The 17,698-nt window shown below is 46.4% G+C and carries 13 protein-coding genes; 10 read left to right on the top strand and 3 right to left on the bottom strand.

What is annotated here, in order from left to right; genetic code table 11:
* The first annotated feature begins 153 nt into the window (after window positions 1-153).
* The 7 genes from BLS03_RS16245 to tssG all read left to right on the top strand — a co-directional run bounded on the left by BLS03_RS16245 (window position 154) and on the right by tssG (window position 9,074).
* On the top strand, window positions 154-2,145 hold the full coding sequence (locus BLS03_RS16245; RefSeq protein WP_093276306.1) for a serine/threonine protein kinase: 1,992 nt from the start codon (window positions 154-156) through the stop codon (window positions 2,143-2,145).
* A 5-nt stretch (window positions 2,146-2,150) separates the two neighbouring features.
* Entirely contained in the window at window positions 2,151-3,740 is a 1,590-nt protein-coding gene (gene tssA, locus BLS03_RS16250; RefSeq protein WP_093276312.1) for a type VI secretion system protein TssA, read from the top strand.
* A 26-nt stretch (window positions 3,741-3,766) separates the two neighbouring features.
* Window positions 3,767-4,270, top strand: coding sequence for a type VI secretion system contractile sheath small subunit (gene tssB / locus BLS03_RS16255; RefSeq protein ID WP_093276315.1), 504 nt, complete (start codon window positions 3,767-3,769; stop codon window positions 4,268-4,270).
* Window positions 4,271-4,278: 8 nt separating this feature from the next.
* The gene (gene tssC, locus BLS03_RS16260) at window positions 4,279-5,754 is read left to right on the top strand and encodes a type VI secretion system contractile sheath large subunit (RefSeq protein ID WP_093276317.1); all 1,476 of its coding nucleotides are present in this window, start codon (window positions 4,279-4,281) and stop codon (window positions 5,752-5,754) included.
* A gap of 154 nt (window positions 5,755-5,908) precedes the next feature.
* Complete coding sequence (tssE, locus tag BLS03_RS16265; RefSeq protein WP_093276320.1) at window positions 5,909-6,319, top strand: type VI secretion system baseplate subunit TssE; 411 nt, start codon at window positions 5,909-5,911, stop codon at window positions 6,317-6,319.
* A gap of 11 nt (window positions 6,320-6,330) precedes the next feature.
* Window positions 6,331-8,079, top strand: a complete 1,749-nt coding sequence (tssF, locus tag BLS03_RS16270) for a type VI secretion system baseplate subunit TssF (protein WP_093276322.1) — start codon at window positions 6,331-6,333, stop codon at window positions 8,077-8,079.
* Complete coding sequence (gene tssG, locus BLS03_RS16275) at window positions 8,043-9,074, top strand: type VI secretion system baseplate subunit TssG (protein ID WP_093276325.1); 1,032 nt, start codon at window positions 8,043-8,045, stop codon at window positions 9,072-9,074. The genes tssF and tssG overlap by 37 nt, the downstream gene beginning before the upstream one ends.
* Window positions 9,075-9,218: 144 nt before the next feature.
* On the opposite strand, the gene BLS03_RS16280 is transcribed toward tssG, so the two are convergent.
* From BLS03_RS16280 to BLS03_RS16290, 3 genes are read right to left on the bottom strand one after another with little or no spacing between them, the layout of a single operon-like run.
* On the bottom strand, window positions 9,219-9,671 hold the full coding sequence (locus tag BLS03_RS16280) for an Lrp/AsnC family transcriptional regulator (protein WP_093276327.1): 453 nt from the start codon (window positions 9,669-9,671) through the stop codon (window positions 9,219-9,221).
* A gap of 35 nt (window positions 9,672-9,706) precedes the next feature.
* Complete coding sequence (gene tssM, locus BLS03_RS16285; RefSeq protein ID WP_093276330.1) at window positions 9,707-13,105, bottom strand: type VI secretion system membrane subunit TssM; 3,399 nt, start codon at window positions 13,103-13,105, stop codon at window positions 9,707-9,709.
* Window positions 13,106-13,138: 33 nt separating this feature from the next.
* Window positions 13,139-14,416, bottom strand: a complete 1,278-nt coding sequence (locus BLS03_RS16290; RefSeq protein WP_093276331.1) for a type VI secretion system ImpA family N-terminal domain-containing protein — start codon at window positions 14,414-14,416, stop codon at window positions 13,139-13,141.
* A gap of 648 nt (window positions 14,417-15,064) precedes the next feature.
* Between BLS03_RS16290 and BLS03_RS16295 the strand changes: the two genes are divergently transcribed.
* Genes BLS03_RS16295 through tssJ form a run of 3 tightly spaced genes read left to right on the top strand, consistent with a single transcriptional unit; the run spans window position 15,065 to window position 17,693 of the window.
* Window positions 15,065-15,667, top strand: coding sequence for a hypothetical protein (locus BLS03_RS16295; protein WP_093276334.1), 603 nt, complete (start codon window positions 15,065-15,067; stop codon window positions 15,665-15,667).
* Window positions 15,668-15,676: 9 nt separating this feature from the next.
* The gene (locus tag BLS03_RS16300; protein ID WP_093276336.1) at window positions 15,677-17,200 is read left to right on the top strand and encodes a type VI secretion system-associated FHA domain protein; all 1,524 of its coding nucleotides are present in this window, start codon (window positions 15,677-15,679) and stop codon (window positions 17,198-17,200) included.
* The gene (gene tssJ, locus BLS03_RS16305) at window positions 17,193-17,693 is read left to right on the top strand and encodes a type VI secretion system lipoprotein TssJ (RefSeq protein ID WP_093276338.1); all 501 of its coding nucleotides are present in this window, start codon (window positions 17,193-17,195) and stop codon (window positions 17,691-17,693) included. Before BLS03_RS16300 ends, tssJ begins: the two co-directional genes overlap by 8 nt.
* Window positions 17,694-17,698 lie beyond the last annotated feature (5 nt).

Below are 17,698 nucleotides of genomic sequence, written 5' to 3' on the forward strand. Positions count from 1 at the left end.
TAGGTAAACGGCAAGTTTATTTGGCGGTTTAGATAGTCACTTTCACTAAAATTATAGCGATAGCGTTTGTTTTAATTCCCAGTATTGAATTGGATACATTAGAGTAATTATTATCTGCGCGTAATAACATTACCTTGATTAAAAGAGTCCATCGTGTCAGATAAGAAAGGAATGGCGAACAGCTATATCGATAAATTGGTTGTGAAGGCCATCGAAAAGAAAAAGCAGCAACAACAGCAAATGGCCAATAAAAATAAGCCTAAGCTTGAGTACGTGCTTTTTTCGCAATTTGACGTTCTTGACACGATCGTTTCTAAAAACGGCAACACCACGCTTTATCATTTAGCCAAAAAGGGCTCACCTGATAAACAGATTTGCTGCAAGGTCGTTAATGAAGAGGCCGGCGAGATTGAGCGCAAAATGCTGCAAAGCGAAGCCAGCCGTCTAGAAATTTCTCAGCATCCGAGCGTGGCCGAATTTATCAAAATCGGTAACGAGTTTGAGCGCCCATACTTTATGTATGAGTGGATTCAAGGTGAATCTCTGGCTGAGAAAATGGAGCGTTACTCAAGCAAAGGGTTTCGCCACGATCATATTGCCTGGCTGGTTTACCAACTGGCTGGCGCTCTTGAATACATGCACACCCGCGGCGTTTGCCACCTTGATATCAAGCCATCGAACATTTTGGTCAGCGATAACGACAACGTCAAGCTGATTGATTTTGGCGCTTCGCGTTATGTCGGTGAGCCAGCTCAATACGCCGAAGCGAGCGTGAAATACGCCTCGCCAGAATACCTTAAATCCGGTGAGGCGCTGCCGCAAGACGATGTCTACTCATTGGCGCTATTAACTGGTCATCTATTTCTTGGCTATGTGTTTGGCGATGCATGGCAAACCCAGCTTACCAGCCGTAAGCGCCCAGTATTGATTCCAGGCCACGTCTGGAGCTTGATTCGTGAAGTGGTCACCAAACCGCGCAAACACGGCTACACCGCGATTTCATTTGCTCAGCGTCTTGCCAGCATTGATGTTAAGTCGCTGGACTCAAACGTCAGCGCGCCGATTTTTAATAATCTGCGCAATGCCGATTTGGTGCTGACACAGCGCAAAGCGATGGATCGTTTCCCGATGCATCGTTTCAAATATCTTGAAATCAGCCTAGTGGTCAGCGTGCTGCTGATAACCGGAACCTATCTCTATGATGCCAGCCAGCCAGAATGGCACTCGATTGTAAAATCCGAGCACAATGCGACCGATGCCGTCGGCACCATTAAGCCGGCGCAAACCGCATCGTTTTTGGCGCAGTCGCCTTGGGATATTGAATACGCACTTGATGATATGAACAGCAATGTGGTTTCGACCGCGCCGTATCGCGAAGCGTATCAAGTTCAGCAAGTCAAACTTGGCAAGCTGTACGATCAATACCAAACCGATGTCTCGGGCTATCAGCGTATCGCCGAAAACCTGCCAGCGAACATCAATAATGCGCGCGCCAAGTTGGTCAGCCTGCGTCAGCAATTAAGTGATGATGGTGCCTTGTTCCCTGAGGCAGAGCAGACATTGAACCTTGCAATGGCGGGTATGAACCAGGCTGCGGTGAATGCCAGCAAACTCACCGAAGTGGCAGGCAATCAAAAAGATAAACTGGTTAGCTTGATTTTGGCGGGCAAGTCGGATGAAGCGAATCAATATCTTAAATCCAACTGGTTACTGAATCAGTCGCAAGGTTACTTCGTCTCGAAAGTGTTGCCTAAGGAGATTTTGGACAGCTTGTATAAATCGGTCGATGCCAACGCTGAAAAACATTACTACAGCCAAGCGATTGATGAAGTTGAAGCGGCGATGAAATTCTTTGGCCGCACCGCGGCGCTGCAAACCAAAGCGCGAGATTTGCGTTTAGCGCGCAGTGAATACGTGCTGTTTAGTACCGTAACGGGTGATGCGCTATTTGATACCCAAAAATTGGGCAGCTCACTCGCCGACCTTGAACGCATCTCACCGAAGAAGTTTGTTGAAGTAACGGAATTGCTCAGCCAAATGGCGGCAGATTCGATTCAAAACAGTCACCAGCAGTCGCGTCCGGCAAAAGGCGCGCTAGCGGTGAAACGCGCACTGATTGATTACCACGCGGCGACTAGGAGCTAAATGGCATGATTGAAATCGACGCGTTACTTAAGCCGATCAGCGATGCGCAGCCAGAAGGTGACGATGCGCGCTATGAGTTCAACTATGAACTGATGGAAGCGGAAGTGAAAAAATTTGGTTCGCTGTTTGGTGAAACGGTGGACTGGAAAGTGGTCAAAACTCACGCCTTAGACGTGCTGCTTGCCCACAGTAAAGACTTGAAAGCGATGTGCTACCTCACGCGTGCGCTTGCAGAAGAGCACAAGCTAAGCGGTGTAGAGCAGGGGCTTAAGCTTCTTGGCGCAGCGATAACGCAATATGGCGACAAGCTGTATCCGCAGCGCAAGCGCGGTCGTGATGGTGCAATCGAGTGGCTCAATCATCAACTAAAACTGTTGCTCGCCAAATACAGCGAACTCGATTGTGATTGGAACACCGCCTCGAACTGCTTGAGCGAAACCGAGCAACTGCAAGCCCAATTCGATCAAGTGTTTGCTGATTCGGAAGCAGACTTTTTTGATATTCGTAATGAACTCAATGCCTTGATGCAGCGAGTCGGCGGTGCTGCGCCAGTGCCAGAGCCAGCAAAAAGTGACGATGTCACCAATGCTGAGCCAGCGCCGCAAGCAAGCAATGAGCCTGCGGCTGAAAGTGCTTCTACGGGCAACAGCGCCCCTGCGCCTCAAACCGCCAGCCAAGCGCCAAGCGCTGCGGCTTCGCAACCTGCGGTGGTAAAAAAAGCGCCAGCCAAAGAAGTGGATATTGATACCGATTTCTCGTCGCCAACCGCTTCGAAGCGCACGCTGAAAAAAGTCGCCGAAACCATGCTGCACGCAAGCCCAACCGATCCGCTTGCGTATCGTATTTATCGTCATCTGACATGGGATGACATTGATGGTTTACCTGAACATCAAAATCAGCAAACGCAATTGATTCTGGCGGTGTCGCAAGATCAGCAAAGCGATTATCGCGAAAAAGCGCAGCAAGAAAGCGACGTCGATACCATCAAGCGTCTTGAGCGCACCTTAACCGATGCGCCGTTTTGGCTCACCGGCCATTACTTGGTGTTTTCGATGCTAAAAAACCTCGGCTATGAGCTTGCGGCTAACGCCGTTAAAGAAGAAACGCTGGCGTTTATCGACCAATTTAAGGGGCTAGAAACCCTGCAATTTAAAAATTCTGTTCCATTTGCAGATGAAGCGACCCAGAACTGGTTGTCGACACGAGTCGCTTCAAGTTCGCCGTCGGCGGTTTGCGTCCAAAGCGTGGTATCGAGCGATCTAGACGCGCTGCCGGTGGAGGAAGTGACCCTGGAAAATCTGGGGGAGTTTACCGCAGAAGTGGCTAAGCGCCTTGAGCAAGACCGCTCAGGCCGCGGCCAATTTTTGCTGTATCTGCAATTAGTAACAGCCTACCACAGTGTTGGATTATTCACTTTATGTCTTCCTTATCTTGAAAAAATTTGGCTTGTACGTAAGGAGATTAGTCTCTCCAGCTGGGAACCACACTTGTCTTTGCAATTAGATGTTCTTAGCCAAAAAACTCTTAAAGAGTTGTATGCAAATAAAGAGCAACTACCTGAAAAGTATCAAGATTGGGAAAACATTTATGACTAGTAACAATATGAGATAAGGAACTCGTTATGTCACGTGATGGCTCGGTAGCTCCTAAAGAGCGAATTAATATCCGTTATGTTCCAGCGACAGGAGATGCGCAAGAAGACGTAGAACTGCCGTTGAGTATGATGGTTGTCGGTGATTTCACAGCTCGCCCTGATGAAACACCAATCGAAGAGCGCACACCAATCAACATCGATAAAGATAACTTTAACGAAGTGCTTGAAGGGTACGCGCCAAACGTCAAAGTCAACGTTGCTAACCGTCTTACTGATGAAGAAGGTGCGCAAATGGGTGTCGATTTGACGTTCACTAACATGAAAGATTTCACACCAGAATCGATCGCGAAAAGCGTACCGGAACTGAACAGCTTGCTTGAGCTACGTGAAGCGCTTGTGGCGCTTAAAGGTCCTCTGGGTAACGTGCCAGCATTTCGTAAGAAAATCGCTGCGGTACTTCAAGACGAAGAAGCTCGTAAGAAATTGTTGGATGAATTGAGCCTTGGTGAAGACCAAGCGAAAGAAGAGTAAGGGATACTATGTCGGCAGAAGCACAAGCGGCAGAACAGGAAGCGGCCTTAGCGGATTCAGGCTCACTTCTGGATAGCATTCTGAATGAAACCCGTTTAAAACCTAGCGATGAAGGTTTTGATATCGCCAAACGCGGTGTTGAAGCATTTATCGGTGAGCTACTAAGCAGTTCGCAAGATACTAAAGTTGACCAATCATTGGTTGACCTGATGATCTCTGAAATCGACCAAAAATTGTCTAAGCAAGTCGATGCGATTCTTCACGCACCAGAAGTTCAACAAGTTGAATCGACTTGGCGCGGTCTGAAGTACCTAGTTGATCACACGGATTTCCGCGAGAACATTCAAATTGAATTGATCTCAGCGAAGAAAGACGAAGTGTTGGACGACTTTGAAGACGCGCCAGAAGTGGTGAAATCTGGTCTTTACAAGCAGATCTACACTCGTGAATACGGTCAATTCGGTGGTAAACCAGTGGGCGCAGTAATCTGTGATTACCAATTGGCATCAACCACTCCAGACATCAAACTGATGGAATACATGGCAAACGTTGGCGCAATGTCGCACGCACCATTTATTACGTCAGCGTCATCGAAATTCTTTGGTCTAGATAGCTACGAAGACCTACCAAACCTGAAAGATCTTAAGTCAGTGTTTGAAGGCCCGCAGTACACCAAGTGGCGCGGTTTCCGTGAGCACGAAGATGCACGTTACGTTGGTCTATGTACTTCACGCTTTATGCTACGTACGCCTTACTCTGTTGCAGATAACCCAATCAAAGCGTTTGATTACGATGAGATGGTTACTGACAGCCACGATCACTACCTATGGGGTAACTCTGCGTACGCCATGGCGTCGAAAATCAGTGAGTCGTTTGCGAAATACCGTTGGTGTCCAAACATCATTGGTCCACAAAGTGGTGGTGCAGTATTTGATCTGCCGGTTTACAACTTTGAATCAATGGGCCAAATCGAAACTAAGATCCCAACTGAGATTTTGGTTTCTGACCGTCGTGAATACGAATTGGCTGAAGAAGGTTTCATTGCGCTAACCATGCGTAAAGGTTCTGACAACGCTGCGTTCTTCTCAGCAAACTCAGTACAAAAACCAAAAGTGTTCGCCAATACTCCTGAAGGTAAGCAAGCGGAAATGAACTACAAGTTGGGTACTCAGCTACCTTACATGTTCATCATCAACCGTCTCGCGCACTACATCAAAGTATTGCAACGTGAACAAATCGGTTCTTGGAAAGAGCGTTCTGACCTTGAAAGCGAATTGAACAAGTGGATCCGTCAATACGTGTCTGACCAAGAGAACCCACCTGCAGAAGTTCGTGGCCGTCGTCCACTTCGCGCTGCAAAAGTGGAAGTGTCTGATGTTGAAGGCGATCCAGGTTGGTACAAAGTGTCTATGTCTGTGCGTCCGCACTTCAAATACATGGGCGCAAGCTTTGACCTGTCTCTCGTTGGTAAACTTGACCAATAATCGAGCGCAATAAACATAATGCGGCCTTAATCTTTATCGATGGGGCCGCTTTTTCAACTCAATTGACGACGACTCGCGGATGGTTTGGATAGCAAATCATGCCAACGGGTAAACGACAACCCATCGGGTGAATGTATCGAAAACGGGTGAATGGATGGAAAAAGGCTATCGTCTTCTCGAACGAATTGAATTGGGTGAGCCAAAGAACTGCTACGACAAAGTGGTTTCGCACAAACACTTAATTGAATCGATTCACGTACATCTTGCTGATCTTCTTAACACTCACGCTGGTAATGCCATGATCGATGGTGATTACGGGCTGCCCGATTTCAACGACGTGCTCGCTACCAACAGTAATCTGGTGCGCAATATTCAACAGAATATTCGCTCGACCATTGAGCGCTATGAGCCGCGTCTACGCAATATTGATGTCCATTATCGAGAAGACCACAACAATCCTTTGCAACTGGGCTTTGGCATTTTGGCCGAAGTGTTTCATAACGGTGGCAAGGTCTCTATGTCGATCGACATTTTTATGGGTGTCGATGGCCAATTTAACGTCTAGTAGGTAACGCTTTGAGCAATAGTAAATATTTTCAAGATGAGTTGACGTATCTGCGTGAATCCGGCGCTGAATTTGCCAAGTATCATCCTAAATTGACCCATTTTCTTGCTGAAGGCACTTTTGACCCAGATGTTGAACGTCTGCTGGAAGGTTTTGCCTTTCTTACCGGTCGTATTCGCGAAAAAATCGACGATGAATTGCCGGAGCTAACCCAATCTTTAATGACGTTGCTGTGGCCGCACTATATGCGCTCAGTGCCGTCTATGTGTATTACCGAGCTTAAGCCGCACTCGGGCAGTGTCACGGAGAAAACCGTGATTGAACGCGGCGCTGAAATGGCCAGCGAACAAGTCGAAGGCACGCAATGCCTGTTCCAAACCTGTTATGACGTCGACTTGTATCCGCTGCAGATTAATGTCATCGAACAAAGTAACAGCCGCACCAGCTCAACCGTTGATGTCACGCTCGCCACCGAAAATGGCTTGGAGCTCTCGCGCATTGGCCTGGATACGCTGCGTTTTCACCTTCACGGTGAATTGCACATTACTCGTACGCTGTTTTTGTGGCTGTTTAAATACCTCGACCACGTCAAACTCGATGTCGGCGGCGGTTATGTGCACAAACTGGCGCCTGATTTTATTAAAGCGGTGGGCTTTGACGAAGACCAAGCGATTTTGCCTTATGGCGCTAACTCGTTTTCTGGCTACCGTCTACTGCAAGAATTTTTCGCTTTGCCCGACAAGTTCATGTTCTTTGATGTCACCGGGCTTGAATGGCTAAAAGGCGTGCCGCAACGCTCGACGCTAAAAATGACGTTTTGCTTTAATCGCGCGCTGCCATCGGAAGTGGTGCTTAAAGACAAGCATTTTCGTTTGCACTGCACGCCGGCCGTTAACTTGTTTGACAAAGACGGTGACCCGATTCGTCTTGAACATCGCCGAAATGAATACAAAGTGCGCCCGCAAAGCGCCAATCAAGAGCATTACGAAGTGTACTCCATCGACAGCGTCGAAAGCTGGAGTAAAAACGAGCGCCGCCGTAAGCCGCTGATTGAATTTGAGTCGTTTGAACACCAAATCAACCAGCGTGAAAAGCGTGAGTTTTACAAGTCCAAAGTGACAGAGCGAATTAATGGTCGCGGCCTTGAGCGCTACATTTCGTTTCACACTCACAATGGCGATATCGCCGACCTTGGCACCGAAACGGTGCTCATGAAACTGCAGTGCAGCAACGCCGATTTGGCCGAACGTCTGTCGGTGGGCGATGTGATTTACACCACGCACAAATCGCCGACTTACGCGACGTTTACCAACATTACTAAGCCAACTCAGTCGGTGAGCCCGCAGGTTAATGGCGAGCTGCAATGGCAATTGATCGCCAATATGTCGCTCAACTATTTGTCGCTGGCCAACATCGATGTGCTTAAAGTGCTGCTGTCGACTTACGATTTTCACTCGCGTGTGGACAGACAAGCGCATCGCGCCTCGATTCACCGTTTAGATGGCATCAAAGCCTCTGAAATGAAGCCGATTGACCGGGTGTTTCGCGGCGTATCGGTACGCGGTAATCAGTTCAAGCTCACCACAGACTCGACCTATTTCGTCAACGAAGGGGATATGTTCTTAATGGCCAACGTGCTAAACGAATTTATTCGCCTCTATTCCAGTGTCAACTCGTTTACTGAGCTGGAAGTGTTTGATGAAGCCAGTGGCGAGAGCTACCAATGGGCAAGTTTAACCGGGCAGCAGACGATTTTATGATTGAACAGTTAGTCAACAGCACCCACGAGTTTAGCTTTTTTCAGGCGGTATCACTGCTTGAAAAGCACTACCAACTTGACCCGAATAACCAGTTTCACGCCGTCGGGGAAAACAAGTATTTTCGTCACGAGTACATTGAATTCAGCGTTTCGCCGAATTTGTGTTTTCCGAAAAGTGACATGGATTTCATCGAGCAGATGGAGCGCGATGGGCGAACCTACACGCGCGTTGAAACCAACTTTTTAGGTTTGCACGGTTCCAGTTCGCCACTGCCAGCCTCATACACTGAAAAGCTCGCTGGGCGCGATCCAGATGAAAACCCGGTCAAAGACTTCTTTGATTTTTTCCACAATCGCCATATGTCGCTGTTGTACCGAGTGTGGAAAAAATACCGTTACCACATTCAATATCAAAGCGGCGCAAAAGACAGTTTCTCCGGGCGAATTTTGCATTTGGCGGGTTTGTCGAATGTGATTCAAGAAACCGCGGCAACCGATCTAGACCGCGCAAAGATTCTCTCTTATGTCAGCCAGTTATCAACGCGAACTCGTTCACCTAAGCTGATTTCAGGGATTGTTGCTCACTACTTTTCGCTGCCAAGTGTGCGAATTGAAGAGTGGGTGTACCGCCGCGTTAATATCGATGAGCGTCAGCGTAACAAGCTCAATCGTGCCAACTGCGTTCTGGGTCAGACGTTTCACTTAGGCCAGAGCATTGCTGACTTAAACGGTAAGTTTAATGTTTGCATCGATAACATTGATTTCTCGACTTTTGTGAAGTTTTCCAATGACGGTGAACTCAATGGCACGCTCAAAGGTTTAATGCGCTTTATTCTGCGCGACCCAATGTCATGGGATTTGAAACTGACCGTCAACCTTGACACCATTCCGAGCAACGAATTAGGGCAAGGCGAGGGTAATCGTCTTGGCCAAACCCTGTGGCTCGGTAAGCCAAGCGAAAAAGATGCCCATATCAAAATGATTGGTAGCATATAGAAAAGCCGCTCGATTAGAGCGGCTTTTTTCACTTAAGCAAATCCTGTGCGCCATATCCCCAAATTCGATTCAGAGACCATGCCACAAGCGTAAGCTTACTTTTCTAAACGCTCGCTATTTTTTGTGAGAGCGAGAGCGCTTCAATTAACGATTAATCGGTTGGTGCAACACCACCGTGGTGTTAATCGATTTGATGCCGCTAAACGACTCAATCTCATTACACAAACGGTGGATAGATTGCAGATCCGGCGCTTCAATCAACGAAATAATGTCGTAGTTCCCCCCAACGATACTGGTTAGACGCACCTCAGGAAGCTCCTTCAGTGCGTTACTTACTTCGTTTTTCTTGCCTTTTTCACATGAGATCAGCAAGTAGCTCGCGGCTTTATTGCTGTCATTCTCAACGCGAATTTGGGCGGTGTAACCCTTGATTACACCGGTTTTTTCAAGCCTGTTAATACGTTCAGCCACTGCCGTTCGAGACAAGCCAATATTACGAGATAGGTTTGCGATAGACTCACGACCATTGGAAAGCAAGTTTGAAAGTATCTTGCGATCCAATTTGTCTAAACCTTGTAGATTCATATTTGACATCATATGTCCTGCCTTTGCGTTTTTATTAGTATGTTTTGTTATTGTTCGATTTGTTCTGGAAGAGTGAAGTTATACAGCTCATCCAAGGTAAATGGGTTCGTTGGCGAATGCGGTGTAATACGCAGACGAAGCGAACGGCCAGAGATAGAAATATCGCTGGTGAAGCTACCGTCGTGAGTATTAGTCAATGTTGAATCACCGAATAAGCGGTACAAAGCCCATTGCCCATTCTTGTTTAAGACGTGTTGCGTACCTTCATCCGTGACATCTTGAATTGTCAGGCTGATTTTGTAGTTACCGTCTTTTGGTGGCCACTGCAGCTCTTGAACGCGGCTAGGGCCATGGAAGTAGTTAAAGCTGCCATCCGCTATTTGAATATTGGCGCGCATCGCACTTGAGTCCATATCCATCACTTCGGCACTGAACGGGATATACATTTTGTTGGTGCCTTTGTTGATTAATACGTCGCGGATCACGTTGTAGTTGCGCAGCTGAACCAGTGCTTGTTGCGACAGTTCCATGGTTTCACCATCTAGGCGTTTTGGCTGCCACAAGTTGGTGTCGTAGAACGGTGCGAAGTTCTCTTTGATAAAGTTATCCAAAATACCGCCAGAGGCGAACAGCAGCTCAAAGTCTTCTAGAGAAATTTCTTTTTCAGCTTTAAGATCAAATGGATACTTACCAAGACCCAGCTCTTTAAACTTGCTGTATACCTGGCTGTACCACTGAGTTTGAATGCCGCGTGACGATTCTTTGATGATCACCGACCAGCTTTGGTTGACCACATCAAGTAACCAGCTGCGCACAGGCTCTGGCGAGCGGTCAGCAATCTGTTTCAAACGAATAAGAGGGTCAGCTTCAGTACTGCTAATACGTTGTCTTGCTACGGCCAGCGCCGTCATTTGCGGATCTGGCGAGTCGGCAATGTCTTTCATGTAGTTACGCACTTGGCTTAGCGCAGTAACAGTTTCTTCCCAAGGGGTGGAAGAGGTTGTGGTTTCACTGACTTGTAACTGGTTTAAGTTATGAAATGCCTTTTCAACGCGCTGCATCAGTACGTAGTCTGGCTGCACCACTTGCTCGGCGCTATCGACAACTTTTTCAAGCGCGTCGGTGAGCTTGTCATCGGTTTTCGCCAGCACCGCTTGCTTGGTGTCGTCACGTGTGAAGTGGGTGTTGTTAAACACTTCTTTTAGCACGGTGGTCATTGGTGACGATGGGCCAGAGATAAGGTCAATGGCGTTAGTAATATCACCCACGGTCTCGTACTTTTTCACTTTCAGTTCACTGAGCGCATTACGCCAATAGCTGATGTAATCGTCGGTGTATTTTTTACGGACTTTCTGTTTGAACGCTTCTTGCTCCGCCGGCGTTGGAATCACGTTATTGGACAGGCCAAGTACCCAGTTGTCTGAAATAACTTGTTCCGACATCAGATCAACGCGTGGGCGGTAGAAAGTGCTAAAACCGGTTGCGGTGTACACTTTGCTGACTTGCAGGCGGCTATGATCGATTTGATCGTCAAAGATGTTGTAAAAATCAAATCCAACAAAGCGCTCGATATCAAGGCTGCCAAGGTCAATGTCATCGGCTTGCTGAATCAGACGTGCGTAAACTAAGTCAACGTTAGAGTGGGCCAGCAGGGCGCGGCGAGTCGCACGTACGATGTCCATATCGATGGCAACCGAGTCATGAGAGTCACGCAAATACGCATCAAAGTACTTATTGACCTTAGCGACGGTTGCTTGATCGGAACTTAAATCTTGCAGTACCAAAGCCGTTTGCTTGCGCAGAAACGGCGCATCGCGTTTTTGCGGTTCTTTGAGCATCAAGTAGCCTTTGAGCAGCGGTAGTGCGCGGCTTAAGTTACGTTGATTTTTGGCAAGCTCCAAGCGGTAGCCTTTTTCAATCAGAGGAATCAGTTTATTGGTTAATTGATCGCTGAGCGCTTTATAGGCGATTTTGGTGCTGTCGTTAAGACGGCTGATTTTAAGTGACGCGACTTCTTTATCCAGCGCGGTGCTGCCGCTGAGCCAGCCTTCATACGCTGATTCTACCGATTTAGATGCGGCTTGAAGCTCGGCATCAAACGATTGGCTGTCGGTTTGTTCGTTGGCGACACTGTTCACGCCCATTAGGGTATTGATAACACTTATATTACTTTCTAGGGTGTTAAAGAAGAAATACGCACTAGAGGCAACAAATGCAATACCAAGTCCAATAGTAATGCGGCTTTTTCGCTGCAATTTTTTCAAATAGGCTTTATTTTCACCAGCGAAGTCAGCCTCGGGTAATATTTGTGAGTCGACCAAGAAACGGGTAAAAAATGGCGTCTCAGAGAGGTGGGTATGTTCTGAGGCAATAATTGGTAAGTTAAAGTAATTACTACAAGTTTTTGCTAGAAGATTGTATTTTCTGCCACCTTGAATGCTCGAGCAGAAGAATACTTCACGCATATCAAATAGGTATTGGCCGTGGTTAACTGACGAAATACGCTCAATCAAAGAGCCAATTTCTGACTTACACAGCTCAAATTGCTTTGGAAATGCCAAAATAGCCTGTTTTTCGTCAATGCTTGTGGTGTTGGCTGAAGAGTCAAGCGCATTGCTTTCCATTACCTTGACGAGGTTTTGATAGCTATCAAGATAGTAATCTGTGACTGCGCCTTTGGCTTCTTTTAGCGGAATCGATAGAAATTCAAGGCTGGTCTTTAGCGTGCTAAATTGCACGTATTCTTTAAAGCCTTCCAGTTTGTCGAGTTTTGACATCACCAGATAGATAGGCAGCGCCGCTGAGGTTTCTTGACCTATGGTTTCGAGACGATCAAGCAGGGCGTTTAACGTGTACTCAATCTGATCGTTCTCATTGACGATCAAAAATTCAAAGTCGATAAAGAACAGACAGCCAGCAAACGGTTTACGCGGACGATGACGAATGATGTCTTTAACCAAACGTAGCCAAAGCGCTGCATCTGCACTAGAGACTTCTTGGTATACCAAGCGTTGGTCCGGTTTAATATAAACGGCAGAATCCGATTCATACCACTCAAAAAAGTCATTCTTGGCGGTGCGGCTTTTATCCATCGGTTTGATGGCATTTGAGTTGGTCAAAAACTGCGCTTTGCCAGCGCCTTTGTTGCCAAGCAGCAGATAAATAGGCTTTTTACCCGCCTTACTGAGTAGCGGCGCGATCACCATCGAAAGCGCTTCTTCCTCGGTCTCAAGCTTTTGAGCTTTACTGTTGCTTCTTTTCTTCAGCCACAAAGTGATCTGGAAAACGATGTAAAGGACAGCAATGACGCCAAGCCCTGCCCAAAGATAGAGTCTGTCCATCTGGGTAAGCCAAAGCATGAATACCGCCGCGAGCGCAGCTGCCAACAAAAGGGCAACCAATGTCGACAAGAACACTGGATTTCGCAAGATTTTATTTTTAAACATAAGCCTATATTGCGGAAGTCGTTGTAATAATGATTATTGGTTTGTGTTGCTAAGCGAATTACGTATCTGATTGATTTTGTATAGATAAACGTTAAGGAGTTTTAATGATTTATCTAATTCCTGCTCAGTGCGCGCTTTTTCTGCGTACTCAATCCGCCCAAGCAGAGGGAACAAAGTATTGCTGTACTCATAGGCTTGTTTGGCTTGTTGGTCTTGGCTAGCGGCAATCACGTTGGCAAACACCGTTCGCGCGTTAGTAAAACGGCGATGGATGGCTTGATACTCTTGCTCAATAGCTGAACGTTGATCGAGATAATTCTGATTGAGTTGCTTGGCGCTCGATGAATCAGGGTAGAGTGCGGTAACTTGTCTGACGACCTCGCCAAGGTCGTCCATCTGGCTCACCATAGAAGGCTCGAGTGGCCAGTTATTCATCAGGGCATCGAGGCGAGTTAGCAACGGCATTTTTAAAGCGTCTTTCGCGTCTCTGTACTCAATAGGAAGCTTGGCGGTTAAGCTTTTTAGCTGACTGACAGAGCCCATTTCTACCTGCTGCTTTAGCGAGCTCAACTGGTAGTTTTTGAATACAAAGTAAGAGCTGGTGATGGCAAAAACAGCGATCACCATCGCCGAGATCGTAAACAGCGCGGAGCGGTTATTGGCCTCCGGTTTGACTGGTGCTGGCGGCGCAGTTGGCGCTGGCGTTGCCGGCTTCATTACTTCAACTTTAATGGCGGCCTTTTGCGCTTTGCGTTCTGCTTCTGCCGCTTGTTCCTTAAAGCTTTCGATCCACTGCATAAACATACGCCGAATGCCGCCAAAAGAGGGCGCTTTAATGCCAAAGTGGAGACGTAACTCTTCTTCCAGATTAAGACAAATGCGATGACCGGCTTCAATCAGAGGTAATTCTTCTTTAGATACCTTGATGTGTTTCAGGCGCTTTTCGGCATGTTCGATAAGCCAGTCTATTGCGCCGATACGAGCTGTTGGCTTACTTAAATCTGGATAGGCGGAATACCAATACACCACGCACAAATCGAGCAAAGAATTCAGTCCTTCAACCAAACCTTTTAAACCCTCATTGTGAGTCGCGGCAACGGTATAATAGCAGCTGCAACGAAAATCCTTACTGTCGGAAATAAGGATGTTCTTGGATAAACTTTGAACTTTCTTCCAAGAAACCTGCCCTGTAACTTTACTCAAGTTATTTATTTGGCGCTTGATTTCGTCAAAGTCGTCAAGATTATTGGGGTTATTACCTGACGGGCTATTATCGCTAATTGGCCGCCTGGCAAAATCTGAAAAAAACATATTTTTTGTCCAACTGCTGATGTCTAATTGTTTTTATTGCCGAGATGTTAAAACTCTCGATCTTATTAATATCTTTATTATTAATATTGGCGTCATTATTTGCGTTGGATTTTATAGGTAAAAAGTTCAAATAGAATAAAAAATATGATGTGAATGGTTGAATTTTAACTAAATGTGACTAATGTCATATTTTAGTGCGCAAAAATTGAACATTTAAGTTGAATATTTCTCTTGTGTCTCACAAAAGAGGCATTCAATTGAGAGTTTTAACATTTTGTTATTTTTTAATGGGATAGGGTGTTGTATAGGGGTTTTTGGTACTAGTTGGTCATTTAATGGTCAATTTAGAGTGGTTTTTTATGCATTATAGATGAATTTATCGTGCTTTTCGGTGTTGTTTTTGACTCGATATCACAACTTATATAAGCAATGTGATGCTTATTGTTTTGACGGTTAAATTAGCAAGAGAAACATTAGCGATCGCTTAATTCAAGGTTAGCCTAATCACTATATTTCTAGTCATTTTGTCACTTCTACTAGTGTTTGTGCATTATTTCTTATGCTGCCGTTAAACCGTATTGAAAATGTTTATCAGCTTGGTATCTTTCGCGGTTAAATAGGCAAAATAGAATTTCTTCGAGGGATAGAATGCTCAAGCCGAGTCAAGTTGGTATATTGTCACTAATGTGTCTTTTCTCCGGGTTTACCTTTGCAAAAGGCGAACGTTACGGTGTCTCTTATAATTTATTCAGTGTCGAAAGTATTGAATATGATGAAGGGGAAAGTGGAGCGCAAGAATTAACACGTTATGGTTTAGTGCATACACGTCCATTAGATGAAAATAATAACCGCTGGCGTTGGTGGTTTGGCTTGAATTATATCAGCGGCGAGATTGATGCTCCTGCCGATGGGGTTTATCAAGAAGTAACGAACTACGAACTGCGCGTGGTTCCTCAATATGCAATCGGAACCTGGACACTGTTTACTCCGTACATCGGTGCTGGTTTGTCGTTTGGTTACTCCCAATATTCAGAGCGTTGGGTTGTGGATTCAGACGGTTACAAATACGGTGACCAACTCGACGATCTTGCCCAATTTGAACTTGGCGCAGTGGTCACTGCAGGCATGACGATAAAACTTGGTAGCAATCCAAATGCCCATGTTCAAATCACTCCGCAAGCTTCCTATATTTTGCCTGTGTATAACGATGGCCTTGGCGGTGTTGAACTGTCAGTGTCTGTGCTGTTTTAGAGGCAGAGTATGAGATTGAATCAACTGGTTTTAGTGGTTGCCAAAAGCCCCGAAGAATATACTGGCGCCAAACAGATTGAGATGCCAGAGGCAGGCGGTTCAATAGGCCGCAACCCTAGCTGTACCTTAAGTTTGGTTGACCACAATCGCTTTATTTCCGGTACCCACTGTTTAATTAGTGTCTATGGCGAGACCAATTACATCAGTGATGTCAGCACCAACGGGATATTGATTAACGGCAACAAGGTACTGCGTAATCAGCCCGTTTCTCTATACGATGGCGATGTGATTAGCCTTGGCCAGTATGAACTGCATGTGGTGTATGAACATGTCTCCGTTGCCCAAGATATTGCCGCCGACATCGCCCCAGAGCGCGATTCGAGCGATCCTCTGGTCAATTTGGGTGCCCCTGTCGTGGAAGAGGAGCAGCAAGTTGGCACGTTGGAAGATTTGTTTATGGAAACCAAGCCTGACGAAATCGATGGCGATGACCCAGTGACTCATCTTAATTTTTCAATGCAGCGTGATGACGACTATCTGATTCAGGACGAAGTTCCCAAGCCAAAACATGCACCTGAACCCCCTGAGAATAAACGTCAACTGGTTGACGACAGTTTTAGCATCGACTCTGAATTCGACATTCCTAATTTGATTCCTGAAGACTGGCTAGGCGTGACAGAGACGAAAACTGCGCCAGTTCACAATGATGTCATGCCTCAAACTCCTGTCAGTCGCGCTTCGGCAACCGTTACTGACAATACATCCAGCGCACCTGTTACGCCGAGTTCAAAGCCTGCGTTAGAGCCAAGTCAGCCAAGCGCGGCAGACATACCTTCGCCAAGTGCTGAACCTATTTTGCAAACTGCGCAGCCAAGCCAAGTGAATCAGCAAAATTGGGAAGAGGTGACTCAGCCTTTTGAACCGTTCAAGCAGCAAGAGCCATCCGCTACGCAAGAGAGTAACAGTGAAGTGAACTTTGATGACAGCTCAGCAGTGCTCAGCGCGCCCGCAGCCAGCGATCAAAGTTTAAGTGATGCGTTTTATCAAGGACTTGGAATTAATGCGCAAGAGTTGGTAAGCAGCGATGAACACTTTTTCCGTCAAATGGGCGCGTGTCTGCGTTTGTGCATGGAGAGCCTGCAAAAAGAGCTCAACGATGTCGAAACTATGAAGCAAGATGGCGAATCGACGCCAACGGCAACGCCAAATCTAACAGAATTGATGCTGACGCTAAATAGTCAGAAATTACTGTCGCCTCAAGAACTTATTGAGCAAATGCTTGATGAGCTGCATGACCATCGCGTGTTGTACGAACGTGCGGTCAGCCATTTTGTTGTTGATCAGATCAATGCCTGTGAACCGAAACGATTCGAACACGATTTCGGTCAGAGCACCAAATTCGCAACCAAATCTAAGCTTTGGAGCGCGTATACCGCTCATTACGACGAAAATCGCCTCAAGTTCAATGACAACTCGGTTAAGAAATTAATTAAAGAAAACTATGAAAAGATTGTTCAAGAAAAACATGCGTAGTGCACTTGCCTTGATGACGCTTTCTTTACTGAGTGGTTGCTCGGTATGGGATCAAATGAAAGAGTCGACTGGTATTACGCCTGAAACCTCATCCATTCAATTAGTGATTGAAGCCAAAGACATTCTCAACGTACGTGAGGGCGGTGAATCGTCGCCAGTTATTTTGCGCGTACATGAATTAACCTCGCCGGTGTTGTTTCGCAGCTTAGATTTCTTTGCGCTGTTTGATAACGATAAAGCCGCTCTCGGTGATGAATACATTAAACGATATGAATTTCAGGTTAAGCCGGGTGACACCATAGAGCAGACCATCGAACTTGACCCCAATACGCGCGCGGTCGGTTTTTCGGTGGCGTTTCGTGAAATCAACGGTTCTTCATGGCGCAAAGTCGAGCTGATCGACGAAAAGACCGATTACTTTTTACGCCTCATTTTAGAAGGCAGCTCATTATCGACCGATAAGAGTCGCGGCATCGAACAGACATATTTTTAAGGGAT

Source organism: Vibrio xiamenensis (genome assembly GCF_900100015.1).
Lineage (GTDB): Bacteria > Pseudomonadota > Gammaproteobacteria > Enterobacterales > Vibrionaceae > Vibrio > Vibrio xiamenensis.

Bases quoted from the DNA above. Each gene is read 5' to 3' on its own strand.
- tssA (WP_093276312.1), top strand. From the start codon at position 2,151: ATGATTGAAATCGACGCGTTACTTAAGCCGATCAGCGATGCGCAGCCA.
- tssB (WP_093276315.1), top strand. From the start codon at position 3,767: ATGTCACGTGATGGCTCGGTAGCTCCTAAAGAGCGAATTAATATCCGT.
- tssC (WP_093276317.1), top strand. From the start codon at position 4,279: ATGTCGGCAGAAGCACAAGCGGCAGAACAGGAAGCGGCCTTAGCGGAT.
- tssE (WP_093276320.1), top strand. From the start codon at position 5,909: ATGGAAAAAGGCTATCGTCTTCTCGAACGAATTGAATTGGGTGAGCCA.
- tssG (WP_093276325.1), top strand. From the start codon at position 8,043: ATGGGCAAGTTTAACCGGGCAGCAGACGATTTTATGATTGAACAGTTA.
- BLS03_RS16280 (WP_093276327.1), bottom strand. From the start codon at position 9,671: ATGATGTCAAATATGAATCTACAAGGTTTAGACAAATTGGATCGCAAG.
- tssM (WP_093276330.1), bottom strand. From the start codon at position 13,105: ATGTTTAAAAATAAAATCTTGCGAAATCCAGTGTTCTTGTCGACATTG.
- BLS03_RS16290 (WP_093276331.1), bottom strand. From the start codon at position 14,416: ATGTTTTTTTCAGATTTTGCCAGGCGGCCAATTAGCGATAATAGCCCG.
- BLS03_RS16295 (WP_093276334.1), top strand. From the start codon at position 15,065: ATGCTCAAGCCGAGTCAAGTTGGTATATTGTCACTAATGTGTCTTTTC.
- BLS03_RS16300 (WP_093276336.1), top strand. From the start codon at position 15,677: ATGAGATTGAATCAACTGGTTTTAGTGGTTGCCAAAAGCCCCGAAGAA.
- tssJ (WP_093276338.1), top strand. From the start codon at position 17,193: ATGCGTAGTGCACTTGCCTTGATGACGCTTTCTTTACTGAGTGGTTGC.